The 16,478-nt window shown below is 68.3% G+C and carries 16 protein-coding genes; 7 read left to right on the top strand and 9 right to left on the bottom strand.

From position 1 onward, the window contains the following. Positions 1-24 precede the first annotated feature (24 nt). Together ACIBO2_RS48400 and ACIBO2_RS48395 are read left to right on the top strand one after the other, a co-directional pair. Positions 25-780: a sulfite exporter TauE/SafE family protein gene (locus tag ACIBO2_RS48400; protein WP_358546709.1), complete on the top strand. Its 756-nt coding sequence runs from the start codon at positions 25-27 to the stop codon at positions 778-780. A gap of 30 nt (positions 781-810) precedes the next feature. Next, positions 811-1,032 (top strand): hypothetical protein, encoded by a 222-nt coding sequence (locus ACIBO2_RS48395; RefSeq protein ID WP_357954555.1) that lies wholly within the window; start codon positions 811-813, stop codon positions 1,030-1,032. A 276-nt stretch (positions 1,033-1,308) separates the two neighbouring features. Here ACIBO2_RS48395 and ACIBO2_RS48390 read toward each other — a convergent pair whose 3' ends face one another. From ACIBO2_RS48390 to ACIBO2_RS48365, 6 genes are all read right to left on the bottom strand, one after another. After that, complete coding sequence (locus ACIBO2_RS48390; RefSeq protein WP_397304483.1) at positions 1,309-2,148, bottom strand: NAD(P)H-binding protein; 840 nt, start codon at positions 2,146-2,148, stop codon at positions 1,309-1,311. A gap of 57 nt (positions 2,149-2,205) precedes the next feature. Continuing rightward, positions 2,206-3,027 (bottom strand): Rieske 2Fe-2S domain-containing protein, encoded by an 822-nt coding sequence (locus ACIBO2_RS48385; protein WP_358546703.1) that lies wholly within the window; start codon positions 3,025-3,027, stop codon positions 2,206-2,208. Between the two features lie 120 nt (positions 3,028-3,147). Next, positions 3,148-3,759, bottom strand: coding sequence for an HD domain-containing protein (locus ACIBO2_RS48380; RefSeq protein WP_358546700.1), 612 nt, complete (start codon positions 3,757-3,759; stop codon positions 3,148-3,150). A 1-nt stretch (position 3,760) separates the two neighbouring features. Beyond that, positions 3,761-5,950 (bottom strand): molybdopterin-dependent oxidoreductase, encoded by a 2,190-nt coding sequence (locus ACIBO2_RS48375; protein WP_397304482.1) that lies wholly within the window; start codon positions 5,948-5,950, stop codon positions 3,761-3,763. Positions 5,951-6,097: 147 nt separating this feature from the next. Beyond that, positions 6,098-6,739, bottom strand: coding sequence for a hypothetical protein (locus ACIBO2_RS48370; RefSeq protein ID WP_358546694.1), 642 nt, complete (start codon positions 6,737-6,739; stop codon positions 6,098-6,100). A 1-nt stretch (position 6,740) separates the two neighbouring features. Beyond that, a complete protein-coding gene (locus ACIBO2_RS48365; RefSeq protein WP_358546691.1) occupies positions 6,741-6,956 on the bottom strand; it encodes a hypothetical protein in 216 nt (71 codons plus the stop codon). Positions 6,957-7,629: 673 nt separating this feature from the next. Here ACIBO2_RS48365 and ACIBO2_RS48360 point away from each other — a divergent pair. Then, positions 7,630-8,493 (top strand): helix-turn-helix transcriptional regulator, encoded by an 864-nt coding sequence (locus tag ACIBO2_RS48360; protein WP_358546688.1) that lies wholly within the window; start codon positions 7,630-7,632, stop codon positions 8,491-8,493. Positions 8,494-8,547: 54 nt separating this feature from the next. Beyond that, positions 8,548-8,775: a DUF397 domain-containing protein gene (locus tag ACIBO2_RS48355; protein WP_358546685.1), complete on the top strand. Its 228-nt coding sequence runs from the start codon at positions 8,548-8,550 to the stop codon at positions 8,773-8,775. Positions 8,776-9,062: 287 nt separating this feature from the next. Here the strand turns inward: ACIBO2_RS48355 and ACIBO2_RS48350 are convergent, their stop codons facing one another. The 3 genes from ACIBO2_RS48350 to ACIBO2_RS48340 form a co-directional block, all read right to left on the bottom strand. Then, positions 9,063-10,508 carry a catalase gene (locus ACIBO2_RS48350; RefSeq protein ID WP_358546682.1) on the bottom strand — a complete coding sequence of 482 codons (1,446 nt, stop codon included), beginning with the start codon at positions 10,506-10,508 and terminating at the stop codon, positions 9,063-9,065. Between the two features lie 19 nt (positions 10,509-10,527). After that, a complete protein-coding gene (locus ACIBO2_RS48345; RefSeq protein WP_397304481.1) occupies positions 10,528-10,935 on the bottom strand; it encodes a Fur family transcriptional regulator in 408 nt (135 codons plus the stop codon). 82 nt (positions 10,936-11,017) lie between these two features. Beyond that, on the bottom strand, positions 11,018-12,418 hold the full coding sequence (locus ACIBO2_RS48340) for an MFS transporter (protein WP_358546676.1): 1,401 nt from the start codon (positions 12,416-12,418) through the stop codon (positions 11,018-11,020). Positions 12,419-12,525: 107 nt separating this feature from the next. On the opposite strand from ACIBO2_RS48340, the gene ACIBO2_RS48335 reads away from it, so the two are divergent. From ACIBO2_RS48335 to ACIBO2_RS48325, 3 genes are all read left to right on the top strand, one after another. Next, positions 12,526-13,362 (top strand): helix-turn-helix transcriptional regulator, encoded by an 837-nt coding sequence (locus ACIBO2_RS48335; RefSeq protein ID WP_358546673.1) that lies wholly within the window; start codon positions 12,526-12,528, stop codon positions 13,360-13,362. 201 nt (positions 13,363-13,563) lie between these two features. Further along, positions 13,564-14,655 (top strand): CapA family protein, encoded by a 1,092-nt coding sequence (locus ACIBO2_RS48330; RefSeq protein WP_397304480.1) that lies wholly within the window; start codon positions 13,564-13,566, stop codon positions 14,653-14,655. 41 nt (positions 14,656-14,696) lie between these two features. Further along, complete coding sequence (locus tag ACIBO2_RS48325; RefSeq protein WP_397304479.1) at positions 14,697-16,466, top strand: SDR family oxidoreductase; 1,770 nt, start codon at positions 14,697-14,699, stop codon at positions 16,464-16,466. Positions 16,467-16,478 lie beyond the last annotated feature (12 nt).

Raw genomic sequence — 16,478 nt, 5'->3', positions numbered from 1 at the left:
GGATCCGCCTCTAAGCTCTGTCGGATGACAGTGTGGGAGGCGGTCGCGGTGTTCGCGGCGGGGGTCGCGGCCGGAGCCATCAACGCGGTGGTCGGGTCGGGCTCGCTGATCACCTTTCCCACGCTCGTGGCCGTCGGCATCGACCCGGTCGTGGCGAACGTCTCCAACAACATCGGCCTGGTGCCCGGCTCCTTCACCGGCGCGTACGGCTACCGCGCCGAGCTCGCCGGGCAGCGCGAACGGCTGCTGCGCCTCGGGCCCGCCTCGGCGATCGGCTCGTTGATCGGCGGGATCCTGCTGCTGTTCCTCGACCCGCGGGTCTTCCAGGTCGTGGTCCCGGTGCTGATCGGGCTGGCCTGCGTGCTGGTCGTCGTGCAGCCCAAGCTCAACGGCTGGCTGTCGGCCCGGCGCCGGAACGACGATCCCCACGGCGGGGTGCTGCTCTGGCTGGGCGTGCTGGGAGCGGGGATCTACGGCGGCTACTTCGGCGCGGCCCAGGGCGTGCTGCTGATCGGGCTGCTCGGCAGCTTCCTGACCGAACCCCTGCAGCGGGTGAACGCGGCCAAGAACGTGCTCTCCCTGATCGTCAACGGCACCGCGGCCGTGCTGTTCGTCTTCATCGCCCACGTGGACTGGTGGGCGGTGCTGGCGGTGGCGCTGGGGGCCACGGTGGGTGGGTTTGTGGGGGCCAAGGTCGGGCGCCGCATCCCGGCTCCGGTGCTGCGGGGCATCATCGTGTGTGTGGGGATTGTGGCGATTATCAAACTAGTGTACGGATAAATACCGGGCATTCTGGGTATAAATCCGTACATGAAGGGTGATCGGGTGGAGATCGTCATCGACGCGGGCGACTCATCCCCGCGCACCTACGAGATCGCCGCCACCCGCGCGGGCCGCCGTGTCGAGGTGGCCACGCGGCGGGGGCTGGTCGAGGTCAGTGAGGTGACCAGGAGCGGCACCGCGGTGCGTACGGCGCGGTTCATGTCCAGCCGCATCCTGGCCCTGGTGGAACATCCGGCCGACGAGAGCTGACCCGCCTCGGGGGTCGTCACGCGACCGTCTCGGCTCCTGTGACGGTCCGTGGTGGCTGACGTCCCTTTGGGAGAATCCCCCTTCGGGGGGAGGACGAAGACGGTCCATGGGGGTCCCTGGGGATGACCCACTTCGGGATGGGAAGAGCCGGTCCGTGGTGGTTGGGGTGCCCACGGAGGGATGCCCCTGCGGGGAGAGGATGAAGACGGCCCGTCGTGACAAGGAACCCCCGTCGGGGGAGTGGAAGGGCGGGAGTCGGCGGGCTCAGGCGCGACGTCAGCGGAAGTCGGCCGCGTGGTCGGTAGCCCACTGACGGAACGTCAGCGCGGGGCGGCCGAGGAGCTTCGGGACCGTGTCCGTGATCCGCTCCGGCGTGTCCACGAACGCGCCCCAGCCCGCGAGCGCGCCGTCCACGAACCGGGCGTCGCCCCAGGCGGCCAGCAGTTGCTCGCGGGCGACGTCCAGCGGCAGCTCCGCCCACCGCACCTCCCGGCCTACCGCCTCGCCGATGATCCGCGCCTGCTCGGCCTGTGACAGCTGCTCGGGCCCGCTGAGGACGTACTTGCCCCCGCCGTGCCCGGCAGAGGTCAGCACGTGTACGGCCACCGCCGCGATGTCCTTCTCGTGGATCAACGACCTGCGCGCCTCCCCGTACGGCCAGCGCACCACGCCCTGCCTGACCTGGTCGGCCCAGCCGAGCGTGTTGGCCGCGAAACCGACGGGCCGCAGGAACGTCCAGCTCAGGCCGGTGTGCCTGATCAGCCGTTCCACCTCCTGGTGGAACAGTGTCGGCGATTCACCATCGGCCAGATCCTCGACGTCGGCCGACAGGTAGACGACCCGGCGCGCGTGGGCGGCGATGGCCTCCACCACGTCCCGGGCGGTCTCGGCGGCGAAGCCGGGCCAGATCAGGAAGACGGACTCGACGTCCTTCAGCGCCGGTTCCAGGGTCTCGGGGACGGACAGGTCGCCCTTGACCGCCTCGACCCCTTCCGGGAGTTTCGCCCGGTCCGGGTCGCGGACCAGGGCCCGGACCTGGAGGCTCGCCCCGGCCAGTTGGGAGACCACGTGCTTGCCTACGTTGCCGGTCGCGCCGGTCACCAGAATTCTGCTCATGGACAGGACCGTAGAACTTCAACCAATGTTTAGGTCAAGCTCCGTACCTGGAACAGCTCAGGTCATGCTCGGTCGTACCTGGAGCGTGCCGTCGCTGCGAATCCGGGTCTCGAACGTCGGCGCGGGCGCGGTCGCCGGACCGTGCTTGACAGACCCGTCCACCAGCCGGAACGTGCTGCCGTGCCAGGGGCAGACCACGCACGCCTCGCCGTTCTCCACGATGAGCCGGCCCTGGTGGAGCGGGCCCGCGAGGTGGGAGCACCGGTCGGCGAGCACGGTGACGCCGGAGCTGTGCCGCAGCACGAAGAGCTGGATGTAGCCGAGCCGCCGAGACACGGGGCGACCCTGAGGCAGGTCGTTGACCAGGCAAAGGTCGTGCCAGCCCAGCGGTACGAGATGGGTGACCTGGGGCGCGTGGTTGGCACCCGCCGCCTGCCGATAGGCCAGATTCCCGCCCAGGTAGGCGCCGAGACCGCCGACGCTCAGACCGGCGACGGTCAGCATCTTGCCGGCGCGCTCGTTCCCGCGCAGCCGGGCCAGGAGCGAGGCGGAGAAGAACCCCAGCGCGGTCACGTTCGACAGCATGTGGACGAACCCGACACGCTGCTGCTCGCGATGGAGAGACGACCAGTCGGTCAGGCCGGCGGCCGCGGTGGGCAGCGCGCTGCCGATGCCCGTGGCCAGCAGCAGTCGCGCGGCCCGGGGATCGGTGCTGGTCCAGTCGAGCACCGCGGTGGACATCCAGCAGCCCAAGCTGAAGGAGGCGAGCGGCGGGTGCAGCGGTTTGCCCGTGGGCACGCCATGCAGCCAGTCGCGCAACCGTCCCGGCCGGATCCCCTTGCGTATGGCCTTGGCCAGCACTCGGATCGGCTCGTCCATGACTTTGGACCTTTCGAGCCGGTCGGCCAGGTCGACCGGCCCCACAAAACGCCGCGACTGCCGCCTTCTCGCTCGTACTTTCTCTTTCACGACAAGTCCCCTACCCCGGCCATAAGGGCATCACTCGGACAGGTGACCCCTGGCGATGGAGAGCTCGACCAGTTCGAGCGCGTACGCCCCGAGCGACGGCGAGCCGTCCTCGATGAGCCGTACCTTCTCCTTGACCTGCGCGGCCGTCACCTTGAACAGCGGCCAGGTGCCGCCCTCGGTGTGATGATTGGCCAGGATCGGCGCGAAGCGGTCGAGCGCTCGGGCGAACTTCGCCTCCGGCGTCTGCCTGGCCTCGAACTCGTCCCAGAGCGCCCGCATCGCCGCGCCCTGCTCGCCCGGGAGCAGCGCGAAGATGCGGTCCGCGGCGGCCCGCTCCGCTTCGGGCTGGGCGGCCACCGCGGCAGCGTCATAGATGAAGGTGTCACCGGCGTCGATCTCGACCAGGTCGTGCACGAGCAGCATGGACACCACCCGCTGAATGTCGGTGTCGGGTGGCGCGTGCTCGCCTAGGACCATGGCCAGCATGCCTACGTACCAGGAGTGCTCTGCGTCGTTCTCTCGCCGTGAGCCGTCCATGAGATGGTTGCGGCGGATGATCCGCTTCAACTTGTCGATCTCGACGGCGAAGGCGATCTGGGCGGTCAGGCGGTCCTCTTCTGGTGCGATAGTCACGCGCGACACCTTAATGTGCGGTGATCACCCCGGTTGGCAAAATCGTCACCGGAACCCCATTGAACACGGCATTTCCCGACGGAACGTCGATTGCCGACTCATCGGTCAGGATGTTCGCGCTAACTCCCGCGTGTTCGGCGGCGACCAGCTGGGTGCTGCCCGCGTGTCCCCAGCCGTGGGGCAGGCTGACCACGCCCGGCATGATCGTGTCGGTGGGTTCGAGCGGCACTCTGAGCTCTCCCGTGGCCGAGAGGACCAGGGCCTCCCCGTCGAGTCCGAGCCTGGCCACGTCGGCCGGGTTGATCTGGAGCGTGCAGGTGTTGCTGCCGCCGACCAGCTGGCCCACGTTGTGCAGCCAGCTGTTGTTGGAGCGCAGGTGGCGCCGCCCGATCAGGACGATGTCCGGCGGCTCCTGCTCCAGCCCGCCGCGCAGCCGCTCGACGTCCTCGATGAGCTGCGGCGGCGCGAGCTCGATCACCCCGGAGGCGGTCCTCAGCACCTCGCCCAGCCGGGGCTCCAGCGGCCCGAGATCCAGCCCGTGCGGGTTGTCGAGCAGCTTGCGCAGCGACAGGTCGCCCTTGCCCGCCCACTCTCCGTACGGGCCCAGCTTGAGCATCAGGTCGAGCCGTCGCTCGGCCCCGCAATCGCCTTCGAGCGCGGCCCGCAGCTCGGCCACGTCGCGTCCCTCCACGCCCGAGCCCGGCAGATCGACCGCCTTGCGCAGCATCTGGTCGAGGACGAACTCGTCCAGATCGCCCTCCAGCCCGGAGGCGATCATGGTCAGCCGGGCCAGGATCTGCGCCTCCGACGGCTGCCCGTCCAGCGGCAGCGACGGCGGCGAGTAGCGGGCGTAGTTGCGCACCGCGAAGTTGAGCAGGGCGAAGTCGTAGTGCCCCGACTGGAGGGCCCGCGGTGGCGGCAGGATGACGTTCGCGTGCTTGGTGGTCTCGTTCAGGTAGGGGTCGACGCTGACCATGAAGTCGAGCCGCCCGAAGGCCGCGTCGAGCCGGGGGCCGTGCGGCGCGGAGAGCACCGGATTGCCGGCCACGGTGAGGAGGAACCGGATCTGTCCGTCGCCGGGCGTCTCGATCTCGTCGGCGAGCGTGGCGACCGGCAACTCGCCGTTGGCCTCGGGCAGGCCCCTGACCCGGCTCTTCCACCGGCCCAGGGTGTAGGGGCGGCGGGCCAGACCGAACTCGGTGGCGGGTTTGGCGAACATGGCGCCGCCGGGCCGGTCGAGGTTGCCGGTGAGGACATTGAGCACGTCCACCAGCCACTGGGCCAGCGTGCCGAACTCGGCCGTACACGTGCCGATCCTGGCGTAGACGGCCGCCGTCCTGGCCGCCGCCAGCTCCCTGGCCAGCCGGACGATCACCTCGGTCGGCACGCCGGTGCGGCGGGACACCACCTCGGGCGGGAAGTGCTTGGCCGCCTCGCGTAACTCGTTCAGGCCGTTGACCTCGTGGGACACCGTGGTCAGGTCCTCGGCGAAGAGCGTGTGCGTGATCCCGAAGAGCAGGTGGGCGTCGGTGCCCGGCCGTACGAACACGTGCTCGTCGGCCAGCCCGGCGGTCCTGGTGCGGCGGGGGTCGACCACGACGAGCCGGCCGCCGCGTGCGCGCAGCGCCTTGAGCCGGCCGGGGAAGTCGGGCGCGGTGCACAGCGAGCCGTTCGACTCCAGCGGGTTGGCGCCCAGCATGAGCAGGTAGTCGGTCCGGTCGAGGTCCGGCACCGGGACGGCGAGCGGATGGCCGAACATCAGCCCGCTGGCGACGTGCTTGGGCATCTGGTCGGCGGTGCTGGCCGAGAAGATGTTGCGGGTGCCGAGGGACTTGAGCAGCGGCGTGCCGTAGAGCTGGCCCGCCATGTTGTGCACGTTGGGGTTGCCGAGATAGACGCCGACCGACTGGCGGCCGTGCCGCTCCGTGACCTGGTCGAGGCCCTGCTTGACGGCGGCGAACGCCTCGTCCCAGCCGACCTCACGCCAGAGCTCGCCCTCCCTGATCAGCGGCTTGCGCAGCCGGTCGGGGTCCTCGTCCAGGCGGCCCAGGCTGGCGCCCTTGGGGCAGATGAAGCCCTTGCTGAACGGGTCCTCCTTGTCGCCCCGCACGCTCGTCACGTGCCCGCCCTCGTCGAGGGTGAGTGTCAGGCCGCACACGGCCTCGCACAGGGGACAGGTCCGGTGAACGGTCGACGTCATCACGGCTCCTGAGTTCGTCGGTGGAACTCATCTTTGCTCGTACGACACATATGGGGAAGCCCCGGAGCCCCCGCGGTCTCCGGGGCTTGCACTGGGGAGCGTCCGGCCCAGGCCCGAGCCGCCACTCCCCAGGTCATGGGCAGGCCGTCAGCCGACCTGCGGCAGGGCGAACGGCCTGGCCAGATCAGGGGGCTCCTCGAGGTCGGTCCTCAGAGACGCCCAGGCGCGGCCGTAGAGCCGGTCGAGTCCGGGGGAGACGGCGCCGGGCAGCTCCTCACGCCGGACGATCTCCACGATCAGCAGGTGCGCCCATTTGCGGTGCCGGTAGACGTTGGCGCTCCTGGCCCAGCACGCCGCCGCGATCTCCTCGGCGTACGCCTCGAACTCCGCGGCGGAGATGCCCGCCCTGGTCATCACCAGGGCCTTCTCACCCGTACGCGTGGGCGTGATCCACAACACCAGCGGGATCTTGCCCGCGCGGGTGTGCATGGTGGTCTCCAGGCAGGTCTTCTGCAGCCGGTGCCTGGACGCCACGCACCAGAAGTGCGCCATCACCCAGTTGCGACCGGTCCTGGTCACCGCGGGCGCGGAGATCGCGCTGGTCAGCATGATGAACGGCCACCACCGGCCCTGCTGGGTGGCGCCCAGGAGGGTCAACACGAACAGGCTGAGCGCCCCGATCAGCAGCAACTCAGTACGAATCCGCCAGAGCCTGGCCAGCAGGCCGGTACGGCCGGGCGGCAGGTCCTCGTTGGCGGGGTAGATCTGGTTGCGCGGGTTCCTCGACATCTCAGGACACCTCCTCGGCGATTCGGGAGGGGATCGTGAGCTGGTCGAATCGGGGGTCGCGGTAGCGACGAGCACCGAATCCGACCTTGGCGACGGTCCAGCCGCGCCGGTAGGCGAACTCATCCGGCTCCATGCAGATCTCTCGATCCGCCCATGCCATGAGTTCCCGGATCCGGGTCTTGATTCGGCTGAGTCCCTTGGTACCTTGTGAGTACATGGAACACCTCTTTCGCGGCATTACTCGAGGTGGGTTCTTTCGCCGGATCGCAGGCTGATGACCGGTGGCGCCGCAGGGTGGCAGCCCTTTTGAGCGGCTAATAGGTGGTCAGCCTGGGTCCGGCTTCCTGGTGTTTCTGCGCGCTCGAATGAGCGACATGCGCTGTGGTCAGTCAGATGTGTGCGGGGTCCTTCCGGCAAGCGGCCTCCCTGGGGCAGAGATTCAAATCCGGGACGGCGACGTTGCCGGAGGTGCGGCCCGCGTGGCCGCCAGCGATGAAGAGCGGTAGGCCCGGTGTGGTAGGCCGTGTCGTCATCTCGGCCCCCCATCCGTCGGTTACCTTCCAGGGCTCGATCGTCTCTCCCGGATGGGCCTGGTGCAATACATTCAGCAAGAGAAGATTTAGTTTTCTTCGGACCTTGCTTGATACTTTGCGGTGCAACTTGCACATCAACTGTCAGGCGCTTCTGGCGCACGAGCGGTTCAGGGAGGTCGTCGGCTGCTGCCCGCTCCGGATTAGGCCCCCTCTTGCCCCTTACGCTCACTCCGTGAAACCCTTACGGCAAGCCTCAGTGGCAGTGCTCGTGCAAGTTGCAGTGTAAGATTGATCGAACGGCTAAGTGGCCTTTCACCGTTACACCTTCACCTTCATTCCCGACGAGGAGAGTGGACGGTGCCATCGCAGCAGGGCAGTCCGACTGTTCGCAGGCTCAGGCTCGGTCAGGAGCTACGCCTCCTCCGCGAGCGAAAGAAGCTGACGGGGGCCAGGGCGGCCGGCGATCTGGGCTGGAGTCCCAGCAAGATCAGCCGGATCGAAGCCGCCAAGACCATGCCAAGTGCCGAGGACATCAAGGCATTGGCAGAGCTCTACAAGATCGACAGTGAGAAACGTGACGAACTCTTCGCCCTGCTGAGGGATGCGGATCAGCGTGGGTGGTGGGAAGATTACGAAGACGCCCTCCCGGAGGAATACACAAGATTCCTCGGGCTGGAAGCGGAGGCGACATTCCAGCGCAACTGGGAACCCCAGATCGTGCCTGGTCTCCTCCAGACTGAGGACTACGCACGGGAGGTCGTCCTTTCCGTCCGTGGTATCTCACGGATCACGCACAGCGGTGTCCGGAGCCGGGTCGAGGCGCGCCTGGATCGGCAGCAGCGGGTGTTGCATCGCCCACAGCCGTCCCAGCTACGCTTCGTGCTCGACGAGCCGGCGCTGATGCGTCGTTTCGGTGAGCCCTCGGTCATGCGTGCGCAGATGGAACATCTCCTGGAGATGTCGCTGTTGCCGCACGTCAGCGTGCAGGTGTTGGCGACGGAAGCACTACACCCCGTCAACACGGGAGCGTTCATCCATCTGAAGTTCGCGGAATTCGACGATGTTGTATACCTGGAGCAGCTCTACACGGCTCACTTCGTCGAAGACCTCGAACGTGTGGCCGGATATGAGACAGCCTTCGACTACATCAAGTCCCAAGCGCTTGACGAGGACGAGTCACGTGTCCTCATCCAGCGCAAGGCCATGATGTGGCGGGGCTAGCGACAAAGATCAAACAAGGGGCAATGGTGCCCCTTTCGCCCGTTTGGGGAGAAAATGTACATCGATCCCGTGGTAGCGACCTGGCAGAAGAGCAGCTTCTGCAACGGCGCGAGCAGCTGCGTCGAAGTCGCACCCCTTGCCGACGGAAACGTCGCTTTGAGGGACAGCAAGGAGCAGGACGGTCCCGTCCTGGTCTTCACGCCGAGTGAATGGGCCGCCTTTACGGCCGGGGTCCGCGATGGCGAGTTCGACCTGACCTCGCTCGCCGCTACCGCTTCATGAAAAACGGCCCTGGCAGGTTGCTGGCACAACACCATCAGGGCCGCCACGACTCCAGTTCGACCTTGTACGCGAGATCTGAAGATCTTCATATCTTGGCCTGAACCGCGTTGGAGATCAACTAGCCACACCTGGTTCGAAGCAGAGGATCAGCCCTCGATCGCGGAGTACGGTCTGACGACTCCAGCCGAAGAGCCCTCTGCCCTCCATTTGGTTCACCCACAATTTGGACCGCCCACTGCGGAAACAGCCCGCGCCGCACATGGGCGCGGGCTGTTTCACGTGCGGGGTCAGGAGAGGCCGAGGCCGTTGGAGACGCCCTGGCCCAGGTCCTTGTGGATGTTGTTCCAGTACTCCACGACGCGCTGCTTCATCTCCGAGGTGACCTCGGGGGCCGAGGCGTGCCCGACGATGTTGCTCACCAGGTGCGCGCGGTCCGTTTCGGACAGCACGTTCTCCCAGAGGGCGCGCGGCTGGACGTAGTCGTCGTCCTCGGCGTGCTTGGTGTACGCGGACCGGATGATCTCGCCGGCCACCTGGTAGTTCTCGCCCGCGTACAACGCCGGGTCCGCAGCCGGGCCGTTGACGCTGTTGGGGGCGTACACCGGGTCCTGCGAGTTGCTGAAGGTCATCGGACCGTCGAAGTTGTAGGAGTTGACCGCGGCCCGCGGCTGGTTGATCGGCAGTTGCAGGTAGTTGGGGCCGATCCGGTAGCGGTGCGTGTCGGGGTAGGAGAACAGGCGGCCCTGCAGCATCTTGTCCGGCGAGGCGCCGATGCCGGGCACCAGGTTCGACGGCTCGAAGCCGGCCTGCTCCACCTCCGCGAAGTAGTTGCGCGGGTTGCGGTTCAGGGTGAACCGGCCGATCGTGATCTCGGGGTAGTCCTCGTGCGGCCACACCTTGGTCAGGTCGAACGGGTTGAACCGGTAGTCGGCCGCGGCCTCGAACGGCATGATCTGCACGTTCACCTTCCACGACGGATGGTCGCCGGCCTCGATGGCCGTGTGCAGGTCGCGGATGTGGTGGTCGGGGTCGACGAGCAGCGCGGCCGCCTCTTCGCCGGTGTAGTTCTTGATGCCCTGCTCGGTCCTGAAGTGGTACTTCACCCAGAACTTCTGGCCCCCGGCGTTGTACCAGAGGAAGGTGTGCGAGCCGAAGCCGTGCATGTGTCGCCACGAGGCCGGGATGCCGCGATCGGTCATGAGGAACGTGACCTGGTGCGCCGACTCCGGCGACAGGGTCCAGAAGTCCCACTGCATGTTGTTGTCACGCAGGTGGTTGTCGGCCCGGCGCTTCTGGCTGTGGATGAAGTCGGAGAACTTCTGCGGGTCGCGGATGAAGAAGATCGGGGTGTTGTTGCCGACGAGGTCGTAGTTGCCCTCTTCGGTGTAGAACTTGATCGCGAACCCGCGCGGGTCGCGGGCGGTGTCGGGGCTGCCGAGTTCGCCGGCGACGGTCGAGAAGCGCAGGAAGAGCGGGGTCTCCTTGCCCTTCTGGAAGAGGCCGGCCTTGGTGAACTGGCTGACGTCCTCGGTGATCTGCATGACACCGTGGGCGCCGCCGCCCTTGGCGTGTACGACGCGCTCGGGAACACGTTCCCGGTTGAAGTGCGCCATTTTCTGGATCAGATAGTGATCCTGCATAAGAAGTGGGCCGTTGGGGCCGACGGAGAGCGAATGCTCGTCGCTCGGCGCGGGAATGCCGGCGTCGTCGGTGGAGATGGGCCTGTTCGTCATCAGCGCGGTCCTCCGAAAATCATCGTTGACAGCTCGGGTAGACGCCCCAATAGGTGACGTCGGCTTCGTCCACGACGAATCCGGCCGCGTCGACGGGCACCAGACACGGGGCGAGCCCGGTCGCGCAGTCGACGTCGGTCATGGCGCCGCAGCGCCGGCAGACCAGGTGGTGGTGGTTGTCACCCACCCTGGCCTCGTAGCGCGCCGGACTGCCCATGGGTTCGATCTTGCGGAGCAGTCCGGCCTGGTGCAGCGCGTGCAGCGAGTCGTAGACGGCCTGAAGGGACACCTGACCCACGCGGTCGAGCACGCTGCGGTGAACGGCTTCCACATCGAGGTGGTCGCCTTCGCGCACGGTCCGCATGATCCCCACGCGGGCCGCGGTCACCCGCAGGCCTGCCTGGCGAATTAGGTCGTTGTCCCCCATATCCGGACACGCTAGTGCTAAACCTGAATGATTCAAGTAAAGGACTGGTACGGGTCTCAGCGACGCCGTACCAAGAAGAGTCTCAGCGGCGCCGTACGAGGAAGATCGAGCTCAACCCGGCCAGTACGGCCAGCGCCGCGAGCGCCACGGCGGTCGCCATCGAGGCGGAGCCGGTGCCCCCGCCCTGGCTCAGGGAGATGAACAGTGTGCCGACAGTCGACACCCCGATCACCTGGCCGAGCTGCATCACGGTGAGGAGCGCCCCGCTCGCGTCGGCGGCGTAGACGTCGTCCACCTGCTGGGTCGCCATGTTGGTCACCGCGACCTGCACGCCGAGTCCGGCGCCGATGAGCGCGCTCATGACCGCGTACAGGACGCCGCCCCCGGATGCGAGCCCGAGCCCCAGGTAGGCCGGCGCGGCCACCACGTAGCCGAAGGGCACGAGCGAGCGCTGCAGGCCGGGCGGCAGCAGCGGCCAGCAGAGCCCCACGAGCGCGAACGCCAGCGCGCACGGCACCAGCATCATGCCCGAGGCCAGCGGCGACAGGCGCAGGTCACCCTGCAGGTGCAGCGCCGAGGTGAACAGGAACGCGCCCCAGGTGGCCGGCCCGAGCAGCAGCACGGCGAGCCCCGGCCGCATGCCGGGCGCGCGCAGCACCCGCGCGTTGACCAGGGGCCGGCCGCCGCGGCTCGTCACCCAACGCTCGACGCGGACGAACACCACGAAGACCACCGCGCTCAGCGCCATCGAGGCCCAGCCCCACAGCGGCCAGCCGAGGTCCCTGCCCAGCACGAGCGGCACCACGAACAGCAGTACGGCGGCCGACAGGCTCACCAGGCCCCACGGGTCGAGCCCGCCCTGACCGCCACCGTGGTCGGCGGGGAGCACCCGGAGCCCCGCGATCAACAGCAGCGCGCCGATCGGCACCAGCACGAGGAAGACGATCCGCCACCCGGCGCCGAGCCCGAGCAGGATCCCGCCGAGCGCCTGGCCGACCACGATGCCACCGCTCACCACCGCCGACCACAGGCCCAGTGCCCGGCCTCTGGCCGCGCCCTGGTAGTTTCGCTGGATCAGCGTCATGACCTGGGGCATCATCAGCGCCGCCCCGGCGCCCTGGGCGAGCCGGGCGGCGACCAGTGTGCCGGTCGTGGGCGCGAGGCCCGCGGCGAGCGTGGTGATCGTGAAAAAGGCGAGCCCGGCGAGGAAGGCCTTGCGGTAGCCGAGCAGGTCGCCGAGCCGGGCACCGGTGATCAACAGAACGGCGTAGACGATGGTGTAGCCCGCCACGATCATCTGCAGCCCGGCACCTGATGAGTGCAGATCGGCCTCGATGGTCGGGGTGGCCACGTTGACGATGTTGACGTTCAGGATGGCCAGGAACTGTCCTACGAGGATGATCGCCAGGAGCAGCCCGCTGGCCTTGCCCTTCTCCGGCTGTACGGCCGGGATTGGGGGAGCAAGATGGGCAGATTGGGTCATAGATAGAGTCTGGCGGCAAACCAGTACCAGTAACGAGAGCCCCTTTATACTGGTATTAACAGCACCTGGATGGCTTACGCCCGCTCCACCATAGTGAAGGGGTGACCGTGGCAGAGGCAAGGCGCTCCGATTTGTCGGCGTTCCTGCGCACCCGGCGCGAGCGGATCACCCCCGAGATGGTGGATCTGGCGCCCGGGCCCCGCAGGCGCACTCCCGGCCTGCGCCGCGAGGAGGTCGCCCAGCTCGCCGGGGTGGGCGTCACCTGGTACACGTGGCTGGAGCAGGGACGGCCGATCAACGCCAGCGGCCAGGTGCTCGACGCGATCTCGCGTACGCTCCGGCTCGACACCGCCGAGCGGGAGCACCTCTACCGGCTGGCGGGCCAGCCGGGCACACCCGTCCTGGCCGGTTCCACCCCGGTGACCCCGGAGATGCAGGCCATACTCGACCAGCTCGGCGCGATGCCCGCGTGCATCACCAACAGCCGCTGCGACGTGCTGGCCTGGAACCCCGCCTACGCGACGATCTTCCCCGAGATCGTCGACGCCCCGGAGTGCGAGCGCAACTCGCTCTGGCAGACGTTCGTCAGCCCTTCGTGGACGACCATGCTCGTCAACCGCGACCAGGAGCTGCCGCGCGCCGTCGCCGTCTTCAGGGGCGCCTACAGCCGCCACACCGACGACCCGTGCTGGCAGGACTTCGTCCGGCGGCTCGCCGCGGAGAGCGCCGAGTTCGCCAGGCTGTGGGCCAGGCAGGACGTGGCCGAGCCCGGGCCGCGGGTGAAGACGTACGAGCATCGTGAGATGGGCCGGATCGGCTTCAGCACGACCAGCTTCCACCTCTCATCGGCGCCGGAGACCCGCATGATCGTCTACTCGCCGCAGGACCAGCGGTGCCTCGACGCGATGACCCGCCTCATGGCCGGCGCTGCCTCGGCGTCGTGACCCCGCCCCACGGCCGGCGCTGCCTCGGCGTCATGATCCCGCTCCACGGCCGGCGTTGCCTCGCCGTCGTGACCCTGCGGCGCCTCGGCCTCATGACCGGCCTCATGACCAAAGGTCAGCGCCCCTAGGTAGCGCGCGATTCATCCGCTCATGGCATGCTCGATGGCTGAAAGTCAGGATCGAGCGGAAGTAGCCGCACATATGAGAGTCCCCCGCCCCCTTCTCGCGGCGCCCCTCGCCGTGCTGCTGGCCTCGGCCGCCGCGTGCTCGGCGGCCGAGTCGAAGCAGCCGCTGAAGAGCGAACAGGCGGCGGAGAAACCGAAGGAAGCGCCCGTCAAAACCACCCCCACCGCCCCCACCCGGAAGCCGTACACGATCTCGTTCGGCGGGGACGTGCACTTCGAGGGCGGGCTCCGTAACCGGCTCGCCGCGCCGCGCACGGCGCTCGGACCGATCGCCCAGGTGCTGCGCTCGTCCGACCTGGCGATGGTCAACCTGGAGACGGCGATCACGACGGGTGGCACGCCCGCGCCCGGCAAGCAGTACACATTCCGGGCGCCCGAGACGGCGTTCGGCGCGCTGAAGGCCGCCGGGGTCGACGTGGCGTCGATGGCCAACAACCACGGCATGGACTACATGGAGACCGGGCTCGCCGACTCGCTGGCGGCGATCAAGCGCAGCAAGTTCCCGATCGTGGGCATCGGGGCGAACTCCACGCAGGCCTACAAGCCGTACAGGAAGACCGTCAACGGCAACCGCGTCTCCATCATCGGGGCCACGCAGGTGCTCGACGCCGAGTTCATCCAGGCGTGGACGGCGACGCCCGACAAGGGCGGGCTCGCGTCGGCAAAGGACGAGGATCGCCTGCTCCAGGCCGTACGGCAGGCGCGCAAGAACTCCGACACCGTCATCGTGCACCTGCACTGGGGCACCGAGATGCAGAAGTGCCCCAACCCGGCGCAGCTCGCGCTCGGCCCGAAGCTGGTCAAGGCGGGCGCCGACGTCGTGGTCGGCGGGCACGCGCACATCCTGCTCGGCGCCGGGTACATCGGCAACGGCTACGTCAGCTACGGCCTGGGCAACTTCGTCTTCTACAACTCCACGGCCGCCACCACCGGCAGGACCGGCGTGCTGACCCTCACCATCAAGGGCCGCAAGGTGCTCAAGGATCAGTGGACGCCCGCCACCATCCAGGGGGGTATACCGATCCCGATGACGGGCACGGCCAAGACACAGGCGGTGGCCGACTGGAGGGCCCTGCGATCCTGTACGGGGCTGGCAGCCCGCCCTTGACGAGATCTATCATTGGACTCAACGTCCAATAGGAGGTCGCCATGCGCTGGGTCGAGTCCGATGACGTACGGCTGGCGGTCTTCGAGGAGGGCGATCCCGGCGACCCCACGATCGTGCTCGTCCACGGTTATCCGGACACGCACCGGGTCTGGGACGAGGTCGCCGAGCGACTGCGTGGCCGCTTCCACGTGGTCCGCTATGACGTACGCGGTGCGGGCGCCTCAACGGCCCCACGCCATACCGGCGACTACGCCTTCCACCGGCTCGCGGCCGATCTGGCGGCGGTGCTCGACGCGATCGGCAAGCCCAGGGTTCACCTGGTCGGGCACGACTGGGGCTCGCTGCAGGGCTGGGACGCCGTGTCCCGTCCCGGCATCCGGGACCGCATCGCCTCCTTCACCAGCTTCGGCGGTCCTGGGCTCGCGCAGGCGCGCCACTTCATGCGGCACGGCAGGCGGCGCGACGTCCTGGCGCAGGCCGTCAGGTCCTGGTATATCGGCGCCTTCCGGCTCCCGGTGCTGCCCGAGCTGGCCTGGAGCACGTTCATGCCGCGGGTCCTGGAGCGGTCGATGCGGCGCGACGAGGGCCTCGAACCCAGACCGGGCCACCCGGCCGGCACCCTGAGAAGCGACGCCCGCAACGGGCTGCACCTCTACCGAAGCAACATGGGCGGCCACTCCGACCGCTCCGGCGGCGAGGTGGCCGATCGAACCGGGGGCCGCGAGGGTGCTCGTGGGGGTGATCCGGCCGTTGCCGTGCCCGTTCAGCTCATCGAGGCCACCCGGGATCCGTTCGTCGGCCCGGCGTTGCTGGCCTCGCTGGGGGAGGGGGTCCCCAGGTTCTGGCATCGCAAGATCGCGGCCGGGCACTGGGTCCAGCGCAGCCATCCCGACGTCGTCGCCAGGATGATCGCCGAGTTCGCCACCCACGTCGACGGCGGCGCGCCGACCAGGAGCCTGCGCGGGGACCGTGTCGAGGAGGGGCGCAAGGCGTTCGACGGGCAATTGGTGGTGATCACCGGCGCGGGCAGCGGCATCGGGCGCGCCACCGCGCGGGCCTTCGCGGCGCACGGCGCCGAGGTCGTCTGCGCGGACCTCGATCGCGAGGCGGCGGCTCGTACGGCTGACGGCATCGCCAAGGACCTCGGCGGTACGGCACACGCCGTACGAGTTGATGTCGCCGACACCACCCAGATGGAAGACTTCGCCGGAAATATCCGCACTGAGTATGGAGTGCCGGACATTGTGGTGAACAATGCCGGGATCGCGGTCAGTGGGCCGTTCCTCGACCACTCGGTCGACGACTGGCGCAGGACTCTCGACGTCAACCTGTGGGGCGTCATCCACGGCTGCCGGCTGTTCGCCGCCCAGATGGTCGAACGCGGAGAAGGCGGCCACATCATCAACATCGCCTCGCTGGCCGCGTTCGTACCGTCGCGACTGCTGCCCGCCTACTCGACCTCGAAGGCGGCGGTGAAGATGCTGAGCGACTGCCTGAGAGCGGAGCTGGCCGGACAGGGCATCGGAGTCAGCGTCATCTGCCCCGGTTTCGTGTCCACGCCCATCGCGCACAACGCCACGTACGTCGGAGCGGACATGAGGGACTCGGCCGAACAAGGGTTGGCCCGCCGCGGCTACCCGCCCGAGCGCGTCGCCGCTCATATCCTCCGGGCCGTACACCGTGACCAGGCCGTTGTGCCGGTCAACGCGGAAGGGAAGATCGGCTACGCGCTGTCGAGGATCTCCCCGGGAGCGCTGCGCCGGTTCGCGAGAGTGACCGGCGTCACGAGAAATCCGCCATTCGCCAGGTAACGATCGTGCACT

Source organism: Nonomuraea sp. NPDC050022 (assembly GCF_044460705.1).
Lineage (GTDB): Bacteria > Actinomycetota > Actinomycetes > Streptosporangiales > Streptosporangiaceae > Nonomuraea.
This window is presented reverse-complemented; position numbering and strand designations above follow the sequence as displayed.